The sequence below is a fragment of the Sulfitobacter sp. S223 genome (assembly GCF_025143825.1).
Classification (GTDB): domain Bacteria; phylum Pseudomonadota; class Alphaproteobacteria; order Rhodobacterales; family Rhodobacteraceae; genus Sulfitobacter.
The window spans coordinates 1,710,420-1,726,615 of the sequence record NZ_CP083560.1 but is presented as its reverse complement, the minus strand read 5'-3'; the positions used below and the strand labels follow the sequence as shown (position 1 = coordinate 1,726,615).

Genomic DNA, 16,196 nt, shown 5'->3' with positions numbered 1-16,196 from the left:
TCGTGTGGGCAACTGGGCCCCTTCTGTCAATCCGTCCAGCGCAGGAAGGTTTCCAACTTTTTCATGAAACAAGCGTTGATGCGCCGACCGCAAGCCACTTAGACCAACATGCTTCAAAGCATCCGTGCCAACATCCATCCACCCATTCCCAGCATCATCAGATTTTCGGTCAGCGAGATAAAACCGAGCGGCACATTGCTACTGCCGCCTACGCAGGCGCATTTCAGCTCGCGTTTGTCGATATAGACTGCCTTGATGACCGAAACTGCCCCGATACCACCGATGATAATTGCTACAGGGGCCGCCAGCCACAACAGCGCGCCTGCAGTCATGGCGATACCGGCAAATGCCTCACCGAAGGGATAGACCTTGCCATAAGACACCCAGCGCTGCGCCAGCAGGTCATAGTTGAGAAACATCGTCGAGAAACTCTCGACATCTTGCAGCTTTTGAAGGGCCAGAAAGCACATGGAGATCGAGATGAACCATTCAAACGCGCGCAAGGTGAAGATATTCTCAAAACTATACCATGACAGACCAAGCGCCATCAGACCCGCCACCGCGAAGATCGCAATGACCGGTTGATAGGAGGTGTCAGATTGTTCCTCTTTAGGTTTGTCCAGATCGAAGTAAATGCGCAGATCCTCATATCCGCCAACGCGTTCCCCCTCGACAAACGTCTGGGGCGTCGTCTCAACTCCATGCTTTTCCATAAACGCATCAGTTTGTTCGCGGGTTTCCAAGGGGTGATCCACGACTTCCAACCCCTGCCGCTCCAACAGATCCTTGGATTTCAGGCCGTAGGGGCATGTGTGGTCAGGGGTGGCCATGCGGTAGAGTTTGGCGGTTCTGGTATCTTTATTGCTTGGCATATCCATCTCCTTCATTTCCCGTCCATTTCTGGTGTTGCAGCGGGGCCGCCTTCCAGATCGATGATCAGCGCTTTCATCTCGGAAATCTCCAAACGCTGCGCCTCAATAATGTCATCGGCCAGCTTGCGCACACGCGGGTCCGTAATATTTGCCCGCTCCGAGGTGAGAATTGCGATGGAGTGATGTGGGATCATCGCGCGCATCCAAGATGTGTCATCGACCGTGGTCTGACTGCGCACCGCAAACAGCGCGAGACCAAAGACCAGCGCGCTGCCCGCAAATATCGCCATGTTCGCGGCGCGGTTGGTATACATTCCCAGCATAAATGCCAGCATGATCACTGCCATCACTGCGCCCATATAGAGAGCCATATAGCTGCGGGTTTCGCTGAAAAAGACATGGTCCAGCGCGTAGGTGTTGAGATACATCAAACCGAACATGACCACCGTTGATGTGATAATCATTGCAAAAAAACGCATGTAAGACATGGAAACTCTCCCTGATTAATTTCGTTCTCAGGGGGGAAACAAACTTCCAGCGCTGGAGGGTTCCATAATTATGTTGGAAATTTTTCAAGCTTCGCAAGGATCGGGCAGTCAGGACGGCCATCACCGGCGCATGTCTGCACCAAATGAGAAAGCGTATCGCGAATAGCTATGAGGTCCGCGATCTTACGCTCGATTTGCTCCAGATGCTCTGACGCGATGGCACGCACATCAGCGCTGGCACGGTCCTGATCATCCCAAAGCGCCAGCAGGTTGCGGCAATCTTCAATCGTAAATCCCAACGCACGGGACCGACCCAGAAATGCCAGCTTGTGCATGTCGCTCTCGCGGAAACTGCGGTAGCCGTTTGTGTCACGCAATGGTGTGATCAGCCCGATGTCCTCATAATACCGTATGGTTTTAGCAGGTAGGTTGGATTTCTTTGCAACTTCGCCGATGTTCATCATCGCTCCCCTATTCTGCTGCTGTGGGCACAAATTTCCCAGTATCAATGCGTGTCGTTTGCACTTCCGCAGCAACAGGGGCGATCCACCGCAGCCGCAGCGCATTTGACAGCACGAACACACTCGACAACGCCATCGCACCTGCAGCGAGTGCGGGTGAAAGCATCAGACCCGAGAGCGGATAGAACACCCCCGCCGCCACCGGGATCAGCAAGGCATTATAGCCGAAGGCCCAGAACAGGTTCTGGCGGATGTTGCGCATTGTGCGTTTGCTCACATGCAGCGCGTTCACGACCCCGTTCAGGTCACCAGACATCAGCACAACATCCGCCGCCTCGATCGCCACATCGGTGCCAGTGCCGATGGCCACCCCTATATCCGCATGGGCCAAAGCAGGTGCATCATTAATACCATCCCCGACAAACGCTATCTTTCGCCCGACCGCTTGCAGCTGTTGTAGTGCTGCGACCTTACCCTCTGGCAGGACCTCGGCAACGACCGTATCAATGCCCAACTGTGAAGCAATTGCTTCCGCCGTGGCCTGATTATCACCCGTGATCATCGCAACCTTAAGTCCCAGCGCGTGCAGTGCTTCGATTGCCTGTGCCGTGCTGGGTTTGATGGGGTCAGATACTGCAATGATAGCGGCCAAACGCCCGTCAATTGCAGCATAGAGCGGGGTCTTGCCCGCCTGCCCAAGCGCTCTTCCCAATTCTTGCACGGCATCAAGCGAGATACCTTCACGCACCATCAGGCGGTCGGCTCCGACGAGAATCTCATGCCCGTCAACTACGGCGCTGACACCGTACCCTGTGATCGACTGGAACGCGTCGACAACGCCGAGGGCCAGCCCCTCCTGTTCCGCACGCCGCACAATCGCAGCGGCGATAGGATGCTCGGACGTCGCCTCAACCGAGGCCACCAGCCGCAGCACATCACTCTCTTGGAACCCTTCTATCACCTGCAGATCGGTCAACTCCGGACGCCCTTGCGTCAGTGTGCCGGTCTTATCAAACGCAACAATTTCGATATCGCCCAGCGACTGCAAGGCATCGCCACGCCGGAACAAAACGCCGAGCTCCGCAGCACGGCCCGTGCCCACCATGATCGACGTGGGCGTCGCCAGCCCCATCGCACAGGGGCAAGCAATGATCAGGACAGCAACTGCGGCTACCACCGCAAGGCCGAGGGCGGGAGACGGCCCCAGCACCAACCATGCGACAAAAGTCAGCGCCGCAACTCCCATCACTGCAGGCACAAACCAAAGCGTGATCCGGTTGACCAAGTCCTGAATAGGCAGTTTGGCGCCCTGCGCCTCTTCCACCATGCGGATAATCTGCGCCAGCATTGTATCAGCGCCCACTTTCGTGGCGCGGAATGTCAGCGCGCCAGTGCCGTTTACCGTGCCACCGACAACCTCTGTGCCTTCCGATTTCTCAGCGGGAACAGGCTCTCCGGTCATCATGCTCTCATCGACATAAGACACGCCACGTACCACGACCCCGTCGAGGGCGATTTTTTCTCCTGGCCGCACCTGCACCAGATCACCAACCACAATTTCATCGACAGACAGCTCCACAATCTCGCCGCTCCGCTCCACATGGGCCGTCTTTGCCTTGAGCCCAACAAGTCGTTCAATCGCCTGCCCCGTGCGCCCTTTGGCGCGGGCCTCGAGGAAGCGGCCCAGCAGAATTAGGGTGACAATGACCGCCGCCGCCTCAAAGTAAACTGCGCGCGTGCCCTCTGGCAAAAGCATCGGCACAAACAAGGCGACAGTGGAAAACCCCCATGCCGCAGACGTGCCAAGAGCAACAAGGGAATTCATATCCGGCGCACCCTTGAACAGCGCAGGAAACCCTTTGAGATAGAACTGCCGCCCGGGGATCGCGAGAACAAGAGTCGTCAGGACAAACTGGATCCCCCAGTTAAGCCCCATGCCCATCGTGTCCATGATCCACATGTGCAGCGCAGGGATCAGGTGACTGCCCATCTCAAGGACGAACACAGGTAGGGTCAACGCTGCGGCCAGCAGTGTCATCGTCTTGAGATGTGCAGCCTCAGATGCCTTGCGGTCGCGGGTATCGTCCGTGTCGCCCTCATCCATGATCAGCCGCGCCGGATAACCGGCAGCGCCCGCCACCTGTGAAATCTGTGCCGCAGAGACACCAAGTGCCTGAACTCTTGCGCTCTCTTGCGCCAGATTGACCGAAGCCGTCACAACACCGGGCACTGCGCCAAGGGCACGTTCGACCCGCCCTACACATGATGCACAAGACATATTTTCGATTGAAAACCTGTATGTTTGAAGCTCCGCAGGGTAGCCCGCGTCTTTGAGCGCAGTGACGATAGGCTCCATATCGGACCCTTCCGCCATCGCGACTGTCGCCGTCTCTGCCGCAAGGTTTACCGATGCCGACTGCACCCCCGGCACGGCCAGCAACGCTTTTTCTACCCGCCCGACACAAGAGGCGCAGGACATCTCGCGGACATGGAATGTGGTCGAATTTTCGCTGCTCATGTTGAGGCTCCTATTCTATCTCAGATAACAGATAGGGCTTCCAGTAGCTGGAGGGTCAAGGGCTGATGTGGATTTAATCTTCGTGCTGTTTAATACGGCGGGTTTCGACCGGCCTGAACATCACGCTCCCGCTCGGGCCAGATGGAGCGGATATAGGCGAGGATATCGTTCCTAAGTACAGTGAGTTCAGAAGCTTCAGTAATCGCCGCATCTGCACAAGGCGGCTTTGTCCGCGGAGCGGACCTTAATACCTCAATAATGCTGCATCAACGTATCAATGTCTGCTTCGGGGAAGCTGCGTCGCAGCGTGCGGGGCCAACTCGAGCGTATTTTTTGGCCGTTCGCGTGACTTTGCAAAGTACGCTTTCTGCGCATAGCGGACCTTGGTGCGCAGCGCAGCATGGGGGCTTTGGTCTACTACGGCTTGAACGGCCGCTTTTGCAATTCTGGCACAGGACCTTCGCAGACGCAGCTAAGGTCCGGTTTCCGCCCTTATTGTCGAGTGCTGCCTGTTAAAGGTAATAGAGTTTGCAACCGCAGCGAATGGCAGAAAGGTCCCTCATAGGCGACGAGGTACGCCTAATACCCGCCTTCTGATCAAAAATTATCGTTCGGTCAAAAGACATTTCTAATGAATCACAAAAATTCGATTATTCAACCTTCTTCAGGTTCTCTTCAGCATGCCGGTCCAACCAATCATCAATCATCCTGCGGATCATCTCCGGCCTGCTGGGCAGATCATCCTCTGATCTGCGCGCTGCATCTATGGCTTCAATAGTATTGACCAGCAGTCTCACAGTGACCTGCTCGGTGTTTTTTGATGGGCGCCCAATTTTTTTCATATCACCGATTGACTTTTTAAATTTATAAAGTTAATTATAGCGTGTGAGAGACGGAGGTGCAACTCCCTCTCCCACACTTGTCACAACGATCCTTAGGAGATCCTCATGCCTATCAACACGATTACCACGCGCGCCGCGCATTCCGCCACCCCCTCCCCGTTTTCTCTCAAGGCTTTTGAGGAGGTGCTGCATCATATGGAGCGCACCATCGCGCTGGACCAGGATGTGAAGCACATGCCGCATCTCGACTACTCCGCCGTCGAGAGTGCGGGTGAAGCGACGGCCGATGCCTGGGTCGCGACCGAAGCGTCCGCTTTTGCGTTTCTGCGCGCGCATGCAGGTGCCACTGCTGTTCCCCTGCTTATCGAGACGGTGAAGGAGTTGGTGTCACTGCTCGATATCGAGACGGGCGATCACCCCACGCTGAGTGAGACGATGGAAGCGGCAATCGCTCGTCGCGCATCTGCGCCGCGCGGCACAGACCTGCGCAACCTGTTGGACCGGGCGCTTCCTCTGTTGTTCGGGATCGCGTCTATGCAAGCCGCGTTTTTCGAGCGGGATCACACCCTGCACGCTGCCTGATCTCAAGCACACGGACCGCGTCTGACGCGGTCCTGACCCTCCCTTTTCAAATCACATATAGGAGCGCCTCATCATGATGCTGCCCCCCGTCACCCCTATGCCTGCCGAGCACACATCCACCCATGCCGCACTGTTTCCCGACTATGTCCGGCTTTCTCGCTCCGCCACCCCGACTTACGCCCCTTTCGACGGAAAGGTCCCAGCAAAATGGCGGAAGGCCGCGCGCAAAAAGGGCTTCACCATCGTTGATCGCGTCAAAGACCGACTGCATGTTGCACTGCTCTGTCATGACTGCGGCTGCACACATGCAAAACGCGTGAGTGTCGTTCTCGGGCATAGCCCCGAATGCCCCCATTGCATCAAGCACCAGCGCATTGAGCATGCACGGACAGTAGGTGCAGTGCTCTTGGGGCGTGCCCCCAAACGCCGCCACTATGGGTTTTACCAGCTCTCCTGTGGGCATCAGGTGCGGCGCCAGTTCCACCGGGTAGCACTCGCGGCTGACGGAGGGCACGGTCTCGGCTGCAAGACATGCCGCGAAGAGCGCTATCGCGCGCAAGCACGCAAATTCGGCTGGGACCTCGTTGGTCCCGCCTCCAGCGGCAAACCGAGCTATCGCAGCTATCGTCACACCTGCGGACAGACGCAGGACATTATGGTCGGCAACATGGTCTGGGGCGATTGCGCCTGTTCGGGCTGTAGTCTTGGCAGAACGGCTCGGCCTTCCCACATCTACATTTTTCGGATTGATCTTCCTGGACGACCCGTTCTCAAGCTCGGCTACAGCGCACGTCCGGCAAAGCGCCTCCGGCACCAGCTGGGCATCGACAAAGGCATCACCACGGAGGTGCTGCGTGTCGTGAACCTGCCGACCGGACACGACGCCCGGGCAGAGGAGGAACGCGCGCACAGGACGCTCACCGCGCAGTTTCCGGACATGGTTGTGGCCAAGGCCGAGTATGGCGATGCCATCAACGTCACCCGCGAGATCTACCGCCCCGAGGCAGCCCCCTTCATCCACCGCCTCCTCGACGAGATCGAAACGCGCTTTCCCGATACCAACAGTCAGGTTCCAGACATCGCCGCCTGACCTCTCTTCTCTCCCCTTATTCACTGAACAAAAGGAGGCATGCCAATGCCCCACCATTCCATCGTGCGCGACAGCGCAACTCCCGCCTTCACTCTCGACCTGATGCAGAGTCTCCTCCGGCACGTCTATGTCGAGAACCACCGGCGGACCAATACCCCTGCCCGGTTTGCTCCTTCCAAGCACCCCTTCGATGACGACAATGACGACGACTTGATGGATTTTCCGGATACGCCCGAAGACGTCCCCACCCTGCCCTCATACCAGACCACGGCCGCTGACAATCTCGGACCCGAAGAGATTGCGGAGTGGCAGTCGCGCGGCATTGACCCCTATGCCACCGCAGCCGATGGCACTAACCGCCTCCAGCAGCCAAAGCTGCCGCTGACCCGTTTGATCTTTGCCGCACGCTTTGCGGCCATCTTCAATACGCCAGAGATGGCGCGGTCTCTTGTGTCACCACAAGCTGTTACGCTGCTGTCTATTCCCGACGATGCAGAACGCGAGCTCTTCTTCGAAATGTTCCCTGACATCTTGGAACAGACCGCACAGGCCCTTGATGAGGCAGGCATCCACTTACATGGCATCGCTGTTGCGGAGCTTCCGAATGTTCAGGCCGCATCAAGCCATCGCGGCCGCAAGGAGTTCAACGACAAGGTTGACCGGCTGATCGCTAAAGGGAACAACGTGATCGTTGTCGCCAGAACCCGCGATGATCTGCCGCGCAGCGGGCAGCTGCTATGCACGCGGACTGCTACCTTGCCCCCAGTCACGGGCGATATGGTCATCGAGATTTTGCGGCAGACCCATTCCATCACCGGAAAGCTGTCAGACGTCGCGATCCGCGGTCGCTTCCCCAACGACGCTGCCTTTCAAGAATTGCCCATGCCGCTGGTCAAGAGCGCGTTTGCAGAGCAGACCACGCTTGAGGTTGCAGATCGCCTCCTCGCACTGACCCGCCGCCTCGGCACAGGCAAAGTGGCGCGCGGCCCCTCTCTTGATGCCATCTATCTTCCGCCCCAAGCGCAACAGGACATGAAGCATCTCCTCAGTGACCTCGGCCAGTGGCAGGCAGGCAATCTGCCTTGGTCGGAGGTCACGTCATCGGTGCTCCTCTACGGCCCTCCCGGAACCGGTAAAACGCTTCTCGCCCAGGCCCTCGCCGGCTCTGCCGGTATCCCGCTAATCGCCACCAGCTACGGTATCTGTCAAAAAGCGGGCCATCAGGGAGATTTTCTGCGGACCCTGTCCGAGAGCGTGGAAAACGCTATCGCTTGCGCCCCCTGCGTTTTCTTCATTGATGAGCTGGATTCTTTTTCCAAGCGATCTGTCTCACACCGCAATTCTGGCTATGTCGCCGCAATCGTCAACGCCCTGCTCGAGCACCTCACAAAGCTCAATGACACTGCTGGTGTAATCGTTCTGGGCGCAACAAATCTGCCAGAGAACGTGGACCCTGCAATCATCCGCCCCGGGCGTTTTGATCGGCATACGGCGTTGGAGAACCCCAACCGCGCAGGGATCAAACGGATCTGCGAGATTGAGCTGGGCGCAAGTGCTCAGGATCTCGATCTTGCAACTGTCGCCGACCGTCTTCTTGGTATGTCAGGCGCGCAGGTCGCGGCCGTCGTCCGCGACGCACGGGGCAACGCCCGTCATAGCAACACGACGCTCTGCAACCAGCACCTCCACGCAGCTGTCGACCATGTTGCGCCCGAGGGACGCCAGGAGGATTTGCATCGCATCGCTATCCATGAAGCGGGCCATGCCGTTGTAGCACATATTCTCGGCCTACCCTTGCCCGACATGGTGCGCATCACGGCCCGCGGTGGGGCCTATCTCGGCAAGATCCCCTTTGCCGCGACAAAGAAAAACGTCTGTGACCAGATCGCCGTCACCCTGGGGGGCCGTGCCGCAGAAGCCGTCCTTCTCGGATCGGTGTCGAACGGCGCAGAGAGCGACTTGGAGCAGGCCACGGAAATTGCGTTCAAAGCAAGATATTCATGGGGGCTCTATCCAAACAACCTGCTCTCCCTCAGTTCCGTGAAGCTGACCCACCTCGATCCCCTCGCCCCCCTCGGATCGGTCGTGAACTCGGATATCAGAGGACACTATCTGCGCGCGAAAGAAATCGTTGAGGACAACGTAAAACTGGTGGAGCGGGTGGCAGCAGCCCTCTTGGAGCAGCGGGAGATCGACGGGGACGCGTTGGCCGAGGTACTGGCCGCGCACAACATCACGAACTCTGATCGACCAACGGAGGCGTTGATTGGCTAACCTTCAGGGCCGTCTTTACCAGTGCGGCGAGCAAACACGGACAAGGTATGTTCTCCACGAGTGAAGCCGATTGGTCGACAAGCTGGTCGAAGTGTAAAACAGGCAGAGACTGCAATAAGCAGAACGATCACCGTGATTGTTTAACGATCAAGCAAGAGACGCAGTCTCGCGCAGTTGTTTTGGTACAAAACGACGGAGCGCCTCCCCGGCGCAAGGGGCAGACAGGTAGCTCTTAGAGCTACCTATAGTCTGTCACTATAGGTAGAGCTTCGCGCTGCAATAATCTGTTTATCCACATAAAATCTATATCAGACAGGCGCTTTGTGGGAAAGAGTTCTTGGTTTTGAAAAACCAAGCGCCTACCTCCTCATAAATAAGATCAGGAGCAACCGCCGTGTCATACCAGTTCATACATATCGAAACGTATTCAGAAGCCGCCAAAAAGGTGAGCGGCACAGACGGGCATTTCAATTCCGCCGCGCAGGTTTTGGGAGAAGCGTTACGCGAGCCGGAATATTCTAAACATGTGGAAGAGCCCGGCTCGGTGTATAAAGTCGGTGGCACCATGTCTGTCCGGCAACTTCAGGAAAAGCGCAGTGATATTCTGGATGGCCTGCGCGAAACCGTCACCCGCAAAGATGGCACGACATACACACGCAAACTGCGCAATGATGCCGCGACGCTGTATACAGAAATCCATTCGTACCCCCTGCCCGCTGCCGACCTTCTGTCAGACAAGAAAACGCATGGCTCCGAGGTAAGAGAATGGATCAACCATGCGCTGGCTGATTTTACGGATCGCATGCCAGATGACATTGATTGGTCTGCTGTGATGCATTTGGATGAGGGCTTTGTCCATTTCCACATCATTGCCATCAATACACACGACCCCAAGCTCGACGCGAATAAAATCCATGCTGGTAAGGTGGCAGCAACAGCGTTGCGTGATGAGCTGGGTACCCCAACGGCCATCCCATCACTCCCCAAGCCCGCATTAGAAAAGCGCCCCAACAAGCCTAAACAACCCCGACCCTCCAAGAACCGCGAGACCCAGAAGAAGAACAAGCTTAAACGGGAAGCGCAATTAATAGCATGGGAGAAAGCATGCCAAAAGGTTGCAGCACGCAACGCTGACCTGATGGCGCAATGGGAGGCCGAGAACGGTGAGCACCTCCAAGTCGCACGCAAAACGCGTGGTCCGATCCCAGAAAAGGAAGCCTACTCTGCCGCGTTAAAACAGCTCCAGGACCGATATTACGAGAAGGTCGGCAAGCCCTGTGGCCTGTTGCGCGATGGTCCACGTAAGCAACGCCTGTCCACTCAACAACACGCAGCGCAAAAAGCTGCAGCCAAGGATATGAAAAACAGCCTGAAGGAGGTCAAAAGTAGCTTGGCGCAAGCCGAGGACAATGCTGATCACGCGTTAGACATAAAAGAACGCTATTTGCAAAAAGAAGCCGAACTGGACGCTGGCATCGCCGCAATGGATGAACTGGTGACCCAGATCGCGTCGGGAGACGCAGAAGTAATTGAGGGCGACATTACGATGAGAGACATGCCCTCATTCATTGAACGCCTGTTTGGACCCAAGCCATCCAAGACCAAAATCGGTAACTTGTTTAAGAAACTGATCAATCTCATCGGGCGCGTGAGCGAAAGCGAACAACGCGGGCCAGACCAGTCACCAAAGCCATGACCGCTCTATGGAAAGGGCATCATATTCCCAATGACACGAACGGCCCTAACCGGACATTGGCAGTTCCACCCAGCGCTGCAGTGCAGCTTCCCCAAAGCGGACCTTGACGCACTGTACAGTACTGGAACGCGCGAAAGCCTTGGCGAGAAGATCGTCAACGATATCAAACGCGCCATCCGCAGACAGGCTGAGATGGCGGTCTCGAAAACATCAAAGGCTTCTATAATCCAAGTCGCCGCCATTCATCATTGGTGTGGAAAAGTCCCGCCGCATTCGATCGGAAGGTGGCTTAAACGAACACTTGGGCGGCACGAAAAGGCGACAGGTCCATTTCGCCTATGCCTATGCCTATGATCTTCTGTCGTCGAACTTCCCAGAGTCGTTAGCCTGGGCAGATCCGATGATAGTGCGGACCTTTGTAAACCAGATCGGGCAAATCCCATCGCCCTTAGCCGATGGCAACGGGTACACTCTGCTGCGATCAAGCGGGATAGAGGCGTTCTCCGAGCGCAATCGGTTGAAAATCGTCATCTGCCACATCGAAGGTGGTAAAAGCTTTGGTCAGTCGCCTGACGCGGTCCCGAGCCTGCCGCTTGGCTGCGTGCAATTACGAAGATCGCCAAAGAGGTAGCTGCACTGATCGTGTGACTTTGAAAGTCAAACGATCAGTGCCTTAAACGTGCGCCCTACATAGCCTATTCAGAAAACTCTATTTCCACGGTGTGACGAGGTACTTTTCGCCCGTCTTCATTGCGCGATAATCAGTCACAGCTTCCTTGGTTAGCATTTCTTCGAGATCGACCCGTTTCTTGTAGTGGCTGGCAAAGGTCGTTGTCAGATTCTCGAGCACGCGTTTACGCATCCGCCCCACGGTTTCCGTTCCGGCAGACTGAAGGAAAGGGAACAGGAGCCAGCCAGACAGAGTCCAGCCAAAGCCGTAGCTTGGTGAAAGTACCGTCGCACCCGTGTCCAGACGTCCGTAGATAAACATACGCTTTTGCTGGTTGGAGCCGTAGCGCGAATACTCAGACATCTTGGTCACCGCGACCTGCTCCATCGCCTTGAAAACGCTGTCGACGGACTTGCCACCACCGATCGGATCGAAACCGTAGAAGGCATCGGTATCGTCGATGGCGCTCCGCAGCTGCTTCATGAAGTCATCATCCGACGAATTGACAACATGGGTCGAGCCAAGCTCGTTGAGCAATGCAACTTGGTCCTCCTTCCGCACAATATTGACCAGCCCAATGCCATCGTCGTTACAGATGCGGGTCAGCATCTGGCCAAGGTTGGAGGCCCCTACCGTGTGCAGGATCGCATTCTGCCCGTCAGTCTTAGCATTTTCAACAAACCCCAGCGCGGTCATCGGATTGACAAAACCGCTCGCGCCATCCTCGGCCGAATAATCGCCCAGCGGCAGGCACATGGCGGCGTCGGCGATACAATACTGGCTGTAGGCATTGCCCGGCACACAGGCGACGCGCTGCCCAATCAGCGCCTTTGCCTTATCACCCTCACCCGCAGCAACCACGGTGCCCGCGCCTTCATTACCGGCGGGAAGTTTAAGCCCGTGCCGCGCTTTGGACCCCGCATTGAAAGGCTCGGGCATCTTGGCGACATATTTCCCAGGCGAATACTCAGCGTTCTCCAGATCGGCCGCACCGGCAAGAATGGCCAGATCTGACGGATTGATCGGTGCCGCCTCCATTTTCACAAGGACCTGATTGCCGGTAGGATCGGGAAAGCTTACATCCTCAATCGCGACGGTGAGCGTGCCATTGCTTTCTAACGTCGTGAATAGCTGCTTGCCGGTAGTGCTCATGTTAATATCTCCAGGTTTCGGATTTAGATATCAAGGTCCATTCGGGTCTGAGACCCAGCGTGGTGGACTGAAAGACACCTCGGCCCAACGGCTCTATATCGAACAGTTGCAGCGCCGAAGCGGTACCGGTACTGAACACACCTCCTACTGCTGTTGCAACCAAGATAATGGGATGGCTGCCCCTTGCTTCGAAGAGTTGACATCGATCACAGAATTGCTGCGTTCACTCGCCAATGTCCGCTTCGGGAACTCCGTCCCTAATGTCGATCCAAGGACACCCAGAGCGAACGGCCCAGAGCCGCCGTTCACGCACTAAATTCAATGCTGCAGCGCGGCCCGTCAAACCAGACTTTCGCAGCGCACGCATTATGAAAAGAATGTTGGAGGTCCGCTATGCGGGACATTAGCAGACATTAGCTGCATTGCGGAAATTCGGAAAAGAGGGCTCGAAGCCGACTTCGAATGCGTTGCAGCATCTTATGATATGGTTTCTGGGTCAACGTCGGGTTGTCGATGTGGGAGGGATTGGCGGACCGCAGGATCAGCCATGGAAAAACCAAAATTACCTGCTATTCGCGCACTACGTCCAGCTTGGAACAAGGGGCGCATTGTGGGTCAGAAACGCCCTTTGAAACCCAAGCACGTGTGGGCAATCAGGGTTAGACTTGAGCTTGCCGCAAACCATCGTGATCTCGCGCTGTTTAACCTTGGCGTCGACAGCAAGCTGCGCGGCTGCGATCCGGTGAAGATGAAAGTGGTCGATGTCATGGCGTCAGGCCAAATCAAAGAACGGGCATCGGTTTTGCAGAGGAAGACTCAGAAACCCGGACGCTTCGAATTTTCTGAAGGCACCCGAGCATCGCTGGCAAGGTGGATGCGGGAGCCGCTAATGATGGAATCCGAACACCTCTGGCCTGGGCGTTTTCACGACCGGCTTCATATCTCGACCCGCCAGTACGCGCGGATTGTCCGTGAGTGGGTGAAGTCCAACGGTCTGGAGGCCAGCACATATGGCACGCAATCAATGCGGCGCAAGAAGGTCACGTAGATTTAGCAGAAAACCGGCAACCTGCGAGCCGTCCAACTTCTGTTGGGACACACCAAGATTGGACAGCACGGTCAGATATCTCGGCGTTGAGCTTGAAGATGCCCTCGCTATCGCCGAAGCTATCGAATTCTAAACCATTGGGCCGTCTTCACGGACGGTCCAATGCGGTCATTCACCTACAGATCGGTATGCTGCGGTACGGTCCAGCTTTCAGGATGGTCGAGACGAGAAAAAAGTACGAAAATCGGCACATTTGAAGACTACGAGGCTTTTGACATCAGGCCGTGTCCGATGACTGTTCTCTACATAGGGTGCGATCGCCTGCACAACTTAATTCATTCGTGTTAACGTTCGGTGGTCGTCCCGCGCCAAGTCGTTCGCTCGAAGCACTTCAAATTCATTCGCTTCAAGATAAGCGAGCAGTAGCGATCGATCATGGTCAGCCTCCTATCCGAGAAAATGGGTAGCGTAGTCGCTTACCAAAAGCCGCGCTGGCTCTGCATCCTCTGCAATCTGGGAAAAGCGTGTAATGGGGTTATGAAATATATAATCGCTCTCGTCATCGTTGACGGTGCTGACTTCGCCGATCAAGACATCTGCCCCGTCAGCCCAGAACGCATGCCAGTCGCCGGGGCGCAACGTGATGCTCTCGCCCGGCGCAAGCTTCAGCTTTTCACCTGCTTTGAAGGGAACCCAAATGCCGTCACACATTACGTTGCCACCGCCGTGCTGGTCCAAGTGTCCTTTTGCATCCGAGCCAAAGAGCTCTACCACCAAAGTACCCCCTCCCCGATTGATGATATCTTCGGCTTTGATAATGTGAGTGTGCATTGGAGAAAGTTGGTCCTGCCGCGATATCAGCAGTTTCTCGGCATAGCACATGCCACGACCGGTATTCAGATCACTTAAAACACCATTGCGTAATGTAAACAGAACCAAACCCATTTCGTCAAATCGCCCAGCACCGTAATCTGTTACATCCCAGCCGCAGCGTGAATGTATCAGATGCGCGGCGCTACTTTGATGCGCGACAAAATCGGTTGGGCTCCAATGCGCAAAGGGCGGTAGGCTAAAACCGTGCCGCTCAAACATCTCGCCTGCGTCTTCGAGTAGCCTGTTTATTTCAGACCGCTTCATACCGGATATTCCCCGCCAGTCAGGCGAATTAAGCTGTTGTGAAAAACTGATTGTAGATCGGATCGCAGGCAGCGCCAAGCGCGCGCGCTCCGCCGCCGATGACGCCCTCGGCTACGTCTGGTATGAGCAATCCGCGGCTGTCTTCCTTCAAAAGCTTTGCCCGCACGACTTCAACCAGCCTGTTACGCACATCTCTCGGAAGCGCGCCATCAATAATTACAGCTTCAAAGTCGATGACAGCGCAGGCTGACATGCAGGCTTGTGCGATCGCGTGTGCTGCCCCGTCGATCCAGTCTTTGACCTCATCCTCAAAACCTGACCAGTCCTGCGGCTGTTTCCAAAGGTCGCGGTAATCCTTTCCTGCTTTGGCAAGAGCGGTTTCAAGAACATGAACAGATGCCACGTCGAGCAGTTGTTGCGTTCGGCCGGCGCGGTCCCCGACCCGTAGCGGTCCGAACGCCCCGGCATTTCCTCTGGTGCCTTCGTACACGGACTGGTTCAGGACGATACCGCCTCCGATAAAGGTCGAGACGAAGAAATAGGCATAATCATTGAATTGCCGTCCCCCGCCATAAAGCTGTTCGGCCCAGCACGCACTTGTCGCGTCGTTCAGCATGAAGACCGGCAGATCGGTGAACCGCGCAATCTCACGCTCGAATGACAAATCCTTCCAAGAGAGGAACTCTTCGGGCGTATTGCCGTCCGAGGCCCCCCATTTCCAGATTTCAAAAGGTGCTGCGATGCCAAAACCGCATAGCCGTTCCGAAGCTTTGGTGCCGATTTCTTCACGAGCGTCCGCATAGCTTTCTTCGAGAAAGGTGAAGACGGTCTGTGGAATCGCGATATCATAGGTTAGGTTGCGCTCGAACAGCGTCTTGCCGCAAAAATCCATTACGATCAGATCACAGCTACGGCGGCCCAGCTTACATCCGACAGAGAGCGCCCCAAAAGGATTAAGCGTGATAGGAACCGACGGTTTGCCGACTTTCCCGCGCACCGGCTTGCCTTGTTGCGTCAAACCGCTGCTTTTCAGCTTTCGCAGTATGACCGAAATCGTCTGGGCGGACAGGCCGGTCTGCCGCGCCAGATCGCTGCCTGGCATCGCACCGTTGCGTTGCAAAAGGGAGAGAATAGCGCGCTCGTTCGGGTTGAGATGCGGTGCATGTTGTGGGCGATCCCCCGCGCCTATGGCGTTTATCTGGTTCATCAACTGCGCTCATGCCTTCTAACTACATAAGGAAACTTTCCTCTGATCGAATTAATAAGTCAAGTTGATTTAATAATTGACAGGCTTCGCGTTTTTGTAAATTTTGACACCATGGCAACGCTGCGATTCGTGACGTTGGTAAAATCTTTCTGGGAGGAA

At 56.0% G+C, this 16,196-nt stretch carries 12 protein-coding genes and 1 pseudogene; 5 read left to right on the top strand and 8 right to left on the bottom strand.

The window, feature by feature from the left end; translation table 11 throughout:
* Positions 1-113: 113 nt before the first annotated feature.
* From K3757_RS08310 to K3757_RS08290, 5 genes are all read right to left on the bottom strand, one after another.
* Positions 114-872 carry a glutaredoxin gene (locus K3757_RS08310; RefSeq protein WP_260000963.1) on the bottom strand — a complete coding sequence of 253 codons (759 nt, stop codon included), beginning with the start codon at positions 870-872 and terminating at the stop codon, positions 114-116.
* A gap of 11 nt (positions 873-883) precedes the next feature.
* Positions 884-1,360 carry a DUF305 domain-containing protein gene (locus K3757_RS08305; RefSeq protein WP_260000962.1) on the bottom strand — a complete coding sequence of 159 codons (477 nt, stop codon included), beginning with the start codon at positions 1,358-1,360 and terminating at the stop codon, positions 884-886.
* A 68-nt stretch (positions 1,361-1,428) separates the two neighbouring features.
* A complete protein-coding gene (gene cueR / locus K3757_RS08300) occupies positions 1,429-1,821 on the bottom strand; it encodes a Cu(I)-responsive transcriptional regulator (protein ID WP_260000961.1) in 393 nt (130 codons plus the stop codon).
* 10 nt (positions 1,822-1,831) lie between these two features.
* Positions 1,832-4,339, bottom strand: coding sequence for a heavy metal translocating P-type ATPase (locus K3757_RS08295; RefSeq protein WP_260000960.1), 2,508 nt, complete (start codon positions 4,337-4,339; stop codon positions 1,832-1,834).
* Positions 4,340-4,989: 650 nt separating this feature from the next.
* Positions 4,990-5,136: a ribbon-helix-helix protein, CopG family gene (locus K3757_RS08290; RefSeq protein ID WP_260000959.1), complete on the bottom strand. Its 147-nt coding sequence runs from the start codon at positions 5,134-5,136 to the stop codon at positions 4,990-4,992.
* A gap of 150 nt (positions 5,137-5,286) precedes the next feature.
* Between K3757_RS08290 and K3757_RS08285 the strand changes: the two genes are divergently transcribed.
* From K3757_RS08285 to K3757_RS08270, 4 genes are all read left to right on the top strand, one after another.
* Positions 5,287-5,763: a hypothetical protein gene (locus K3757_RS08285; RefSeq protein ID WP_260000958.1), complete on the top strand. Its 477-nt coding sequence runs from the start codon at positions 5,287-5,289 to the stop codon at positions 5,761-5,763.
* Positions 5,764-5,836: 73 nt separating this feature from the next.
* On the top strand, positions 5,837-6,853 hold the full coding sequence (locus K3757_RS08280) for a hypothetical protein (protein WP_260000957.1): 1,017 nt from the start codon (positions 5,837-5,839) through the stop codon (positions 6,851-6,853).
* Positions 6,854-6,898: 45 nt separating this feature from the next.
* Positions 6,899-9,127 (top strand): AAA family ATPase, encoded by a 2,229-nt coding sequence (locus tag K3757_RS08275; RefSeq protein WP_260000956.1) that lies wholly within the window; start codon positions 6,899-6,901, stop codon positions 9,125-9,127.
* Positions 9,128-9,521: 394 nt separating this feature from the next.
* Complete coding sequence (locus tag K3757_RS08270; RefSeq protein ID WP_260000955.1) at positions 9,522-10,823, top strand: plasmid recombination protein; 1,302 nt, start codon at positions 9,522-9,524, stop codon at positions 10,821-10,823.
* Between the two features lie 709 nt (positions 10,824-11,532).
* Here K3757_RS08270 and K3757_RS08265 read toward each other — a convergent pair.
* Positions 11,533-12,645 carry a zinc-binding dehydrogenase gene (locus K3757_RS08265; RefSeq protein ID WP_260000954.1) on the bottom strand — a complete coding sequence of 371 codons (1,113 nt, stop codon included), beginning with the start codon at positions 12,643-12,645 and terminating at the stop codon, positions 11,533-11,535.
* 547 nt (positions 12,646-13,192) lie between these two features.
* Between K3757_RS08265 and K3757_RS08260 the strand changes: the two are divergent.
* Positions 13,193-13,826 (top strand): annotated as a pseudogene (locus K3757_RS08260) (tyrosine-type recombinase/integrase).
* Between the two features lie 314 nt (positions 13,827-14,140).
* On the opposite strand, the gene K3757_RS08255 reads toward K3757_RS08260, so the two are convergent.
* Entirely contained in the window at positions 14,141-14,830 is a 690-nt protein-coding gene (locus K3757_RS08255) for a D-lyxose/D-mannose family sugar isomerase (RefSeq protein ID WP_260000953.1), read from the bottom strand.
* 28 nt (positions 14,831-14,858) lie between these two features.
* Positions 14,859-16,037 (bottom strand): ROK family transcriptional regulator, encoded by a 1,179-nt coding sequence (locus tag K3757_RS08250; protein ID WP_260000952.1) that lies wholly within the window; start codon positions 16,035-16,037, stop codon positions 14,859-14,861.
* Positions 16,038-16,196 lie beyond the last annotated feature (159 nt).

What these genes read in the sequence shown, in the direction of transcription:
- K3757_RS08280 (WP_260000957.1), top strand. Translation starts at nt 5,837, where the DNA reads ATGATGCTGCCCCCCGTCACCCCTATGCCTGCCGAGCACACATCCACC.
- K3757_RS08295 (WP_260000960.1), bottom strand. Translation starts at nt 4,339, where the DNA reads ATGAGCAGCGAAAATTCGACCACATTCCATGTCCGCGAGATGTCCTGC.
- K3757_RS08285 (WP_260000958.1), top strand. Translation starts at nt 5,287, where the DNA reads ATGCCTATCAACACGATTACCACGCGCGCCGCGCATTCCGCCACCCCC.
- K3757_RS08305 (WP_260000962.1), bottom strand. Translation starts at nt 1,360, where the DNA reads ATGTCTTACATGCGTTTTTTTGCAATGATTATCACATCAACGGTGGTC.
- cueR (WP_260000961.1), bottom strand. Translation starts at nt 1,821, where the DNA reads ATGAACATCGGCGAAGTTGCAAAGAAATCCAACCTACCTGCTAAAACC.
- K3757_RS08255 (WP_260000953.1), bottom strand. Translation starts at nt 14,830, where the DNA reads ATGAAGCGGTCTGAAATAAACAGGCTACTCGAAGACGCAGGCGAGATG.
- K3757_RS08250 (WP_260000952.1), bottom strand. Translation starts at nt 16,037, where the DNA reads ATGAACCAGATAAACGCCATAGGCGCGGGGGATCGCCCACAACATGCA.
- K3757_RS08275 (WP_260000956.1), top strand. Translation starts at nt 6,899, where the DNA reads ATGCCCCACCATTCCATCGTGCGCGACAGCGCAACTCCCGCCTTCACT.
- K3757_RS08265 (WP_260000954.1), bottom strand. Translation starts at nt 12,645, where the DNA reads ATGAGCACTACCGGCAAGCAGCTATTCACGACGTTAGAAAGCAATGGC.
- K3757_RS08310 (WP_260000963.1), bottom strand. Translation starts at nt 872, where the DNA reads ATGCCAAGCAATAAAGATACCAGAACCGCCAAACTCTACCGCATGGCC.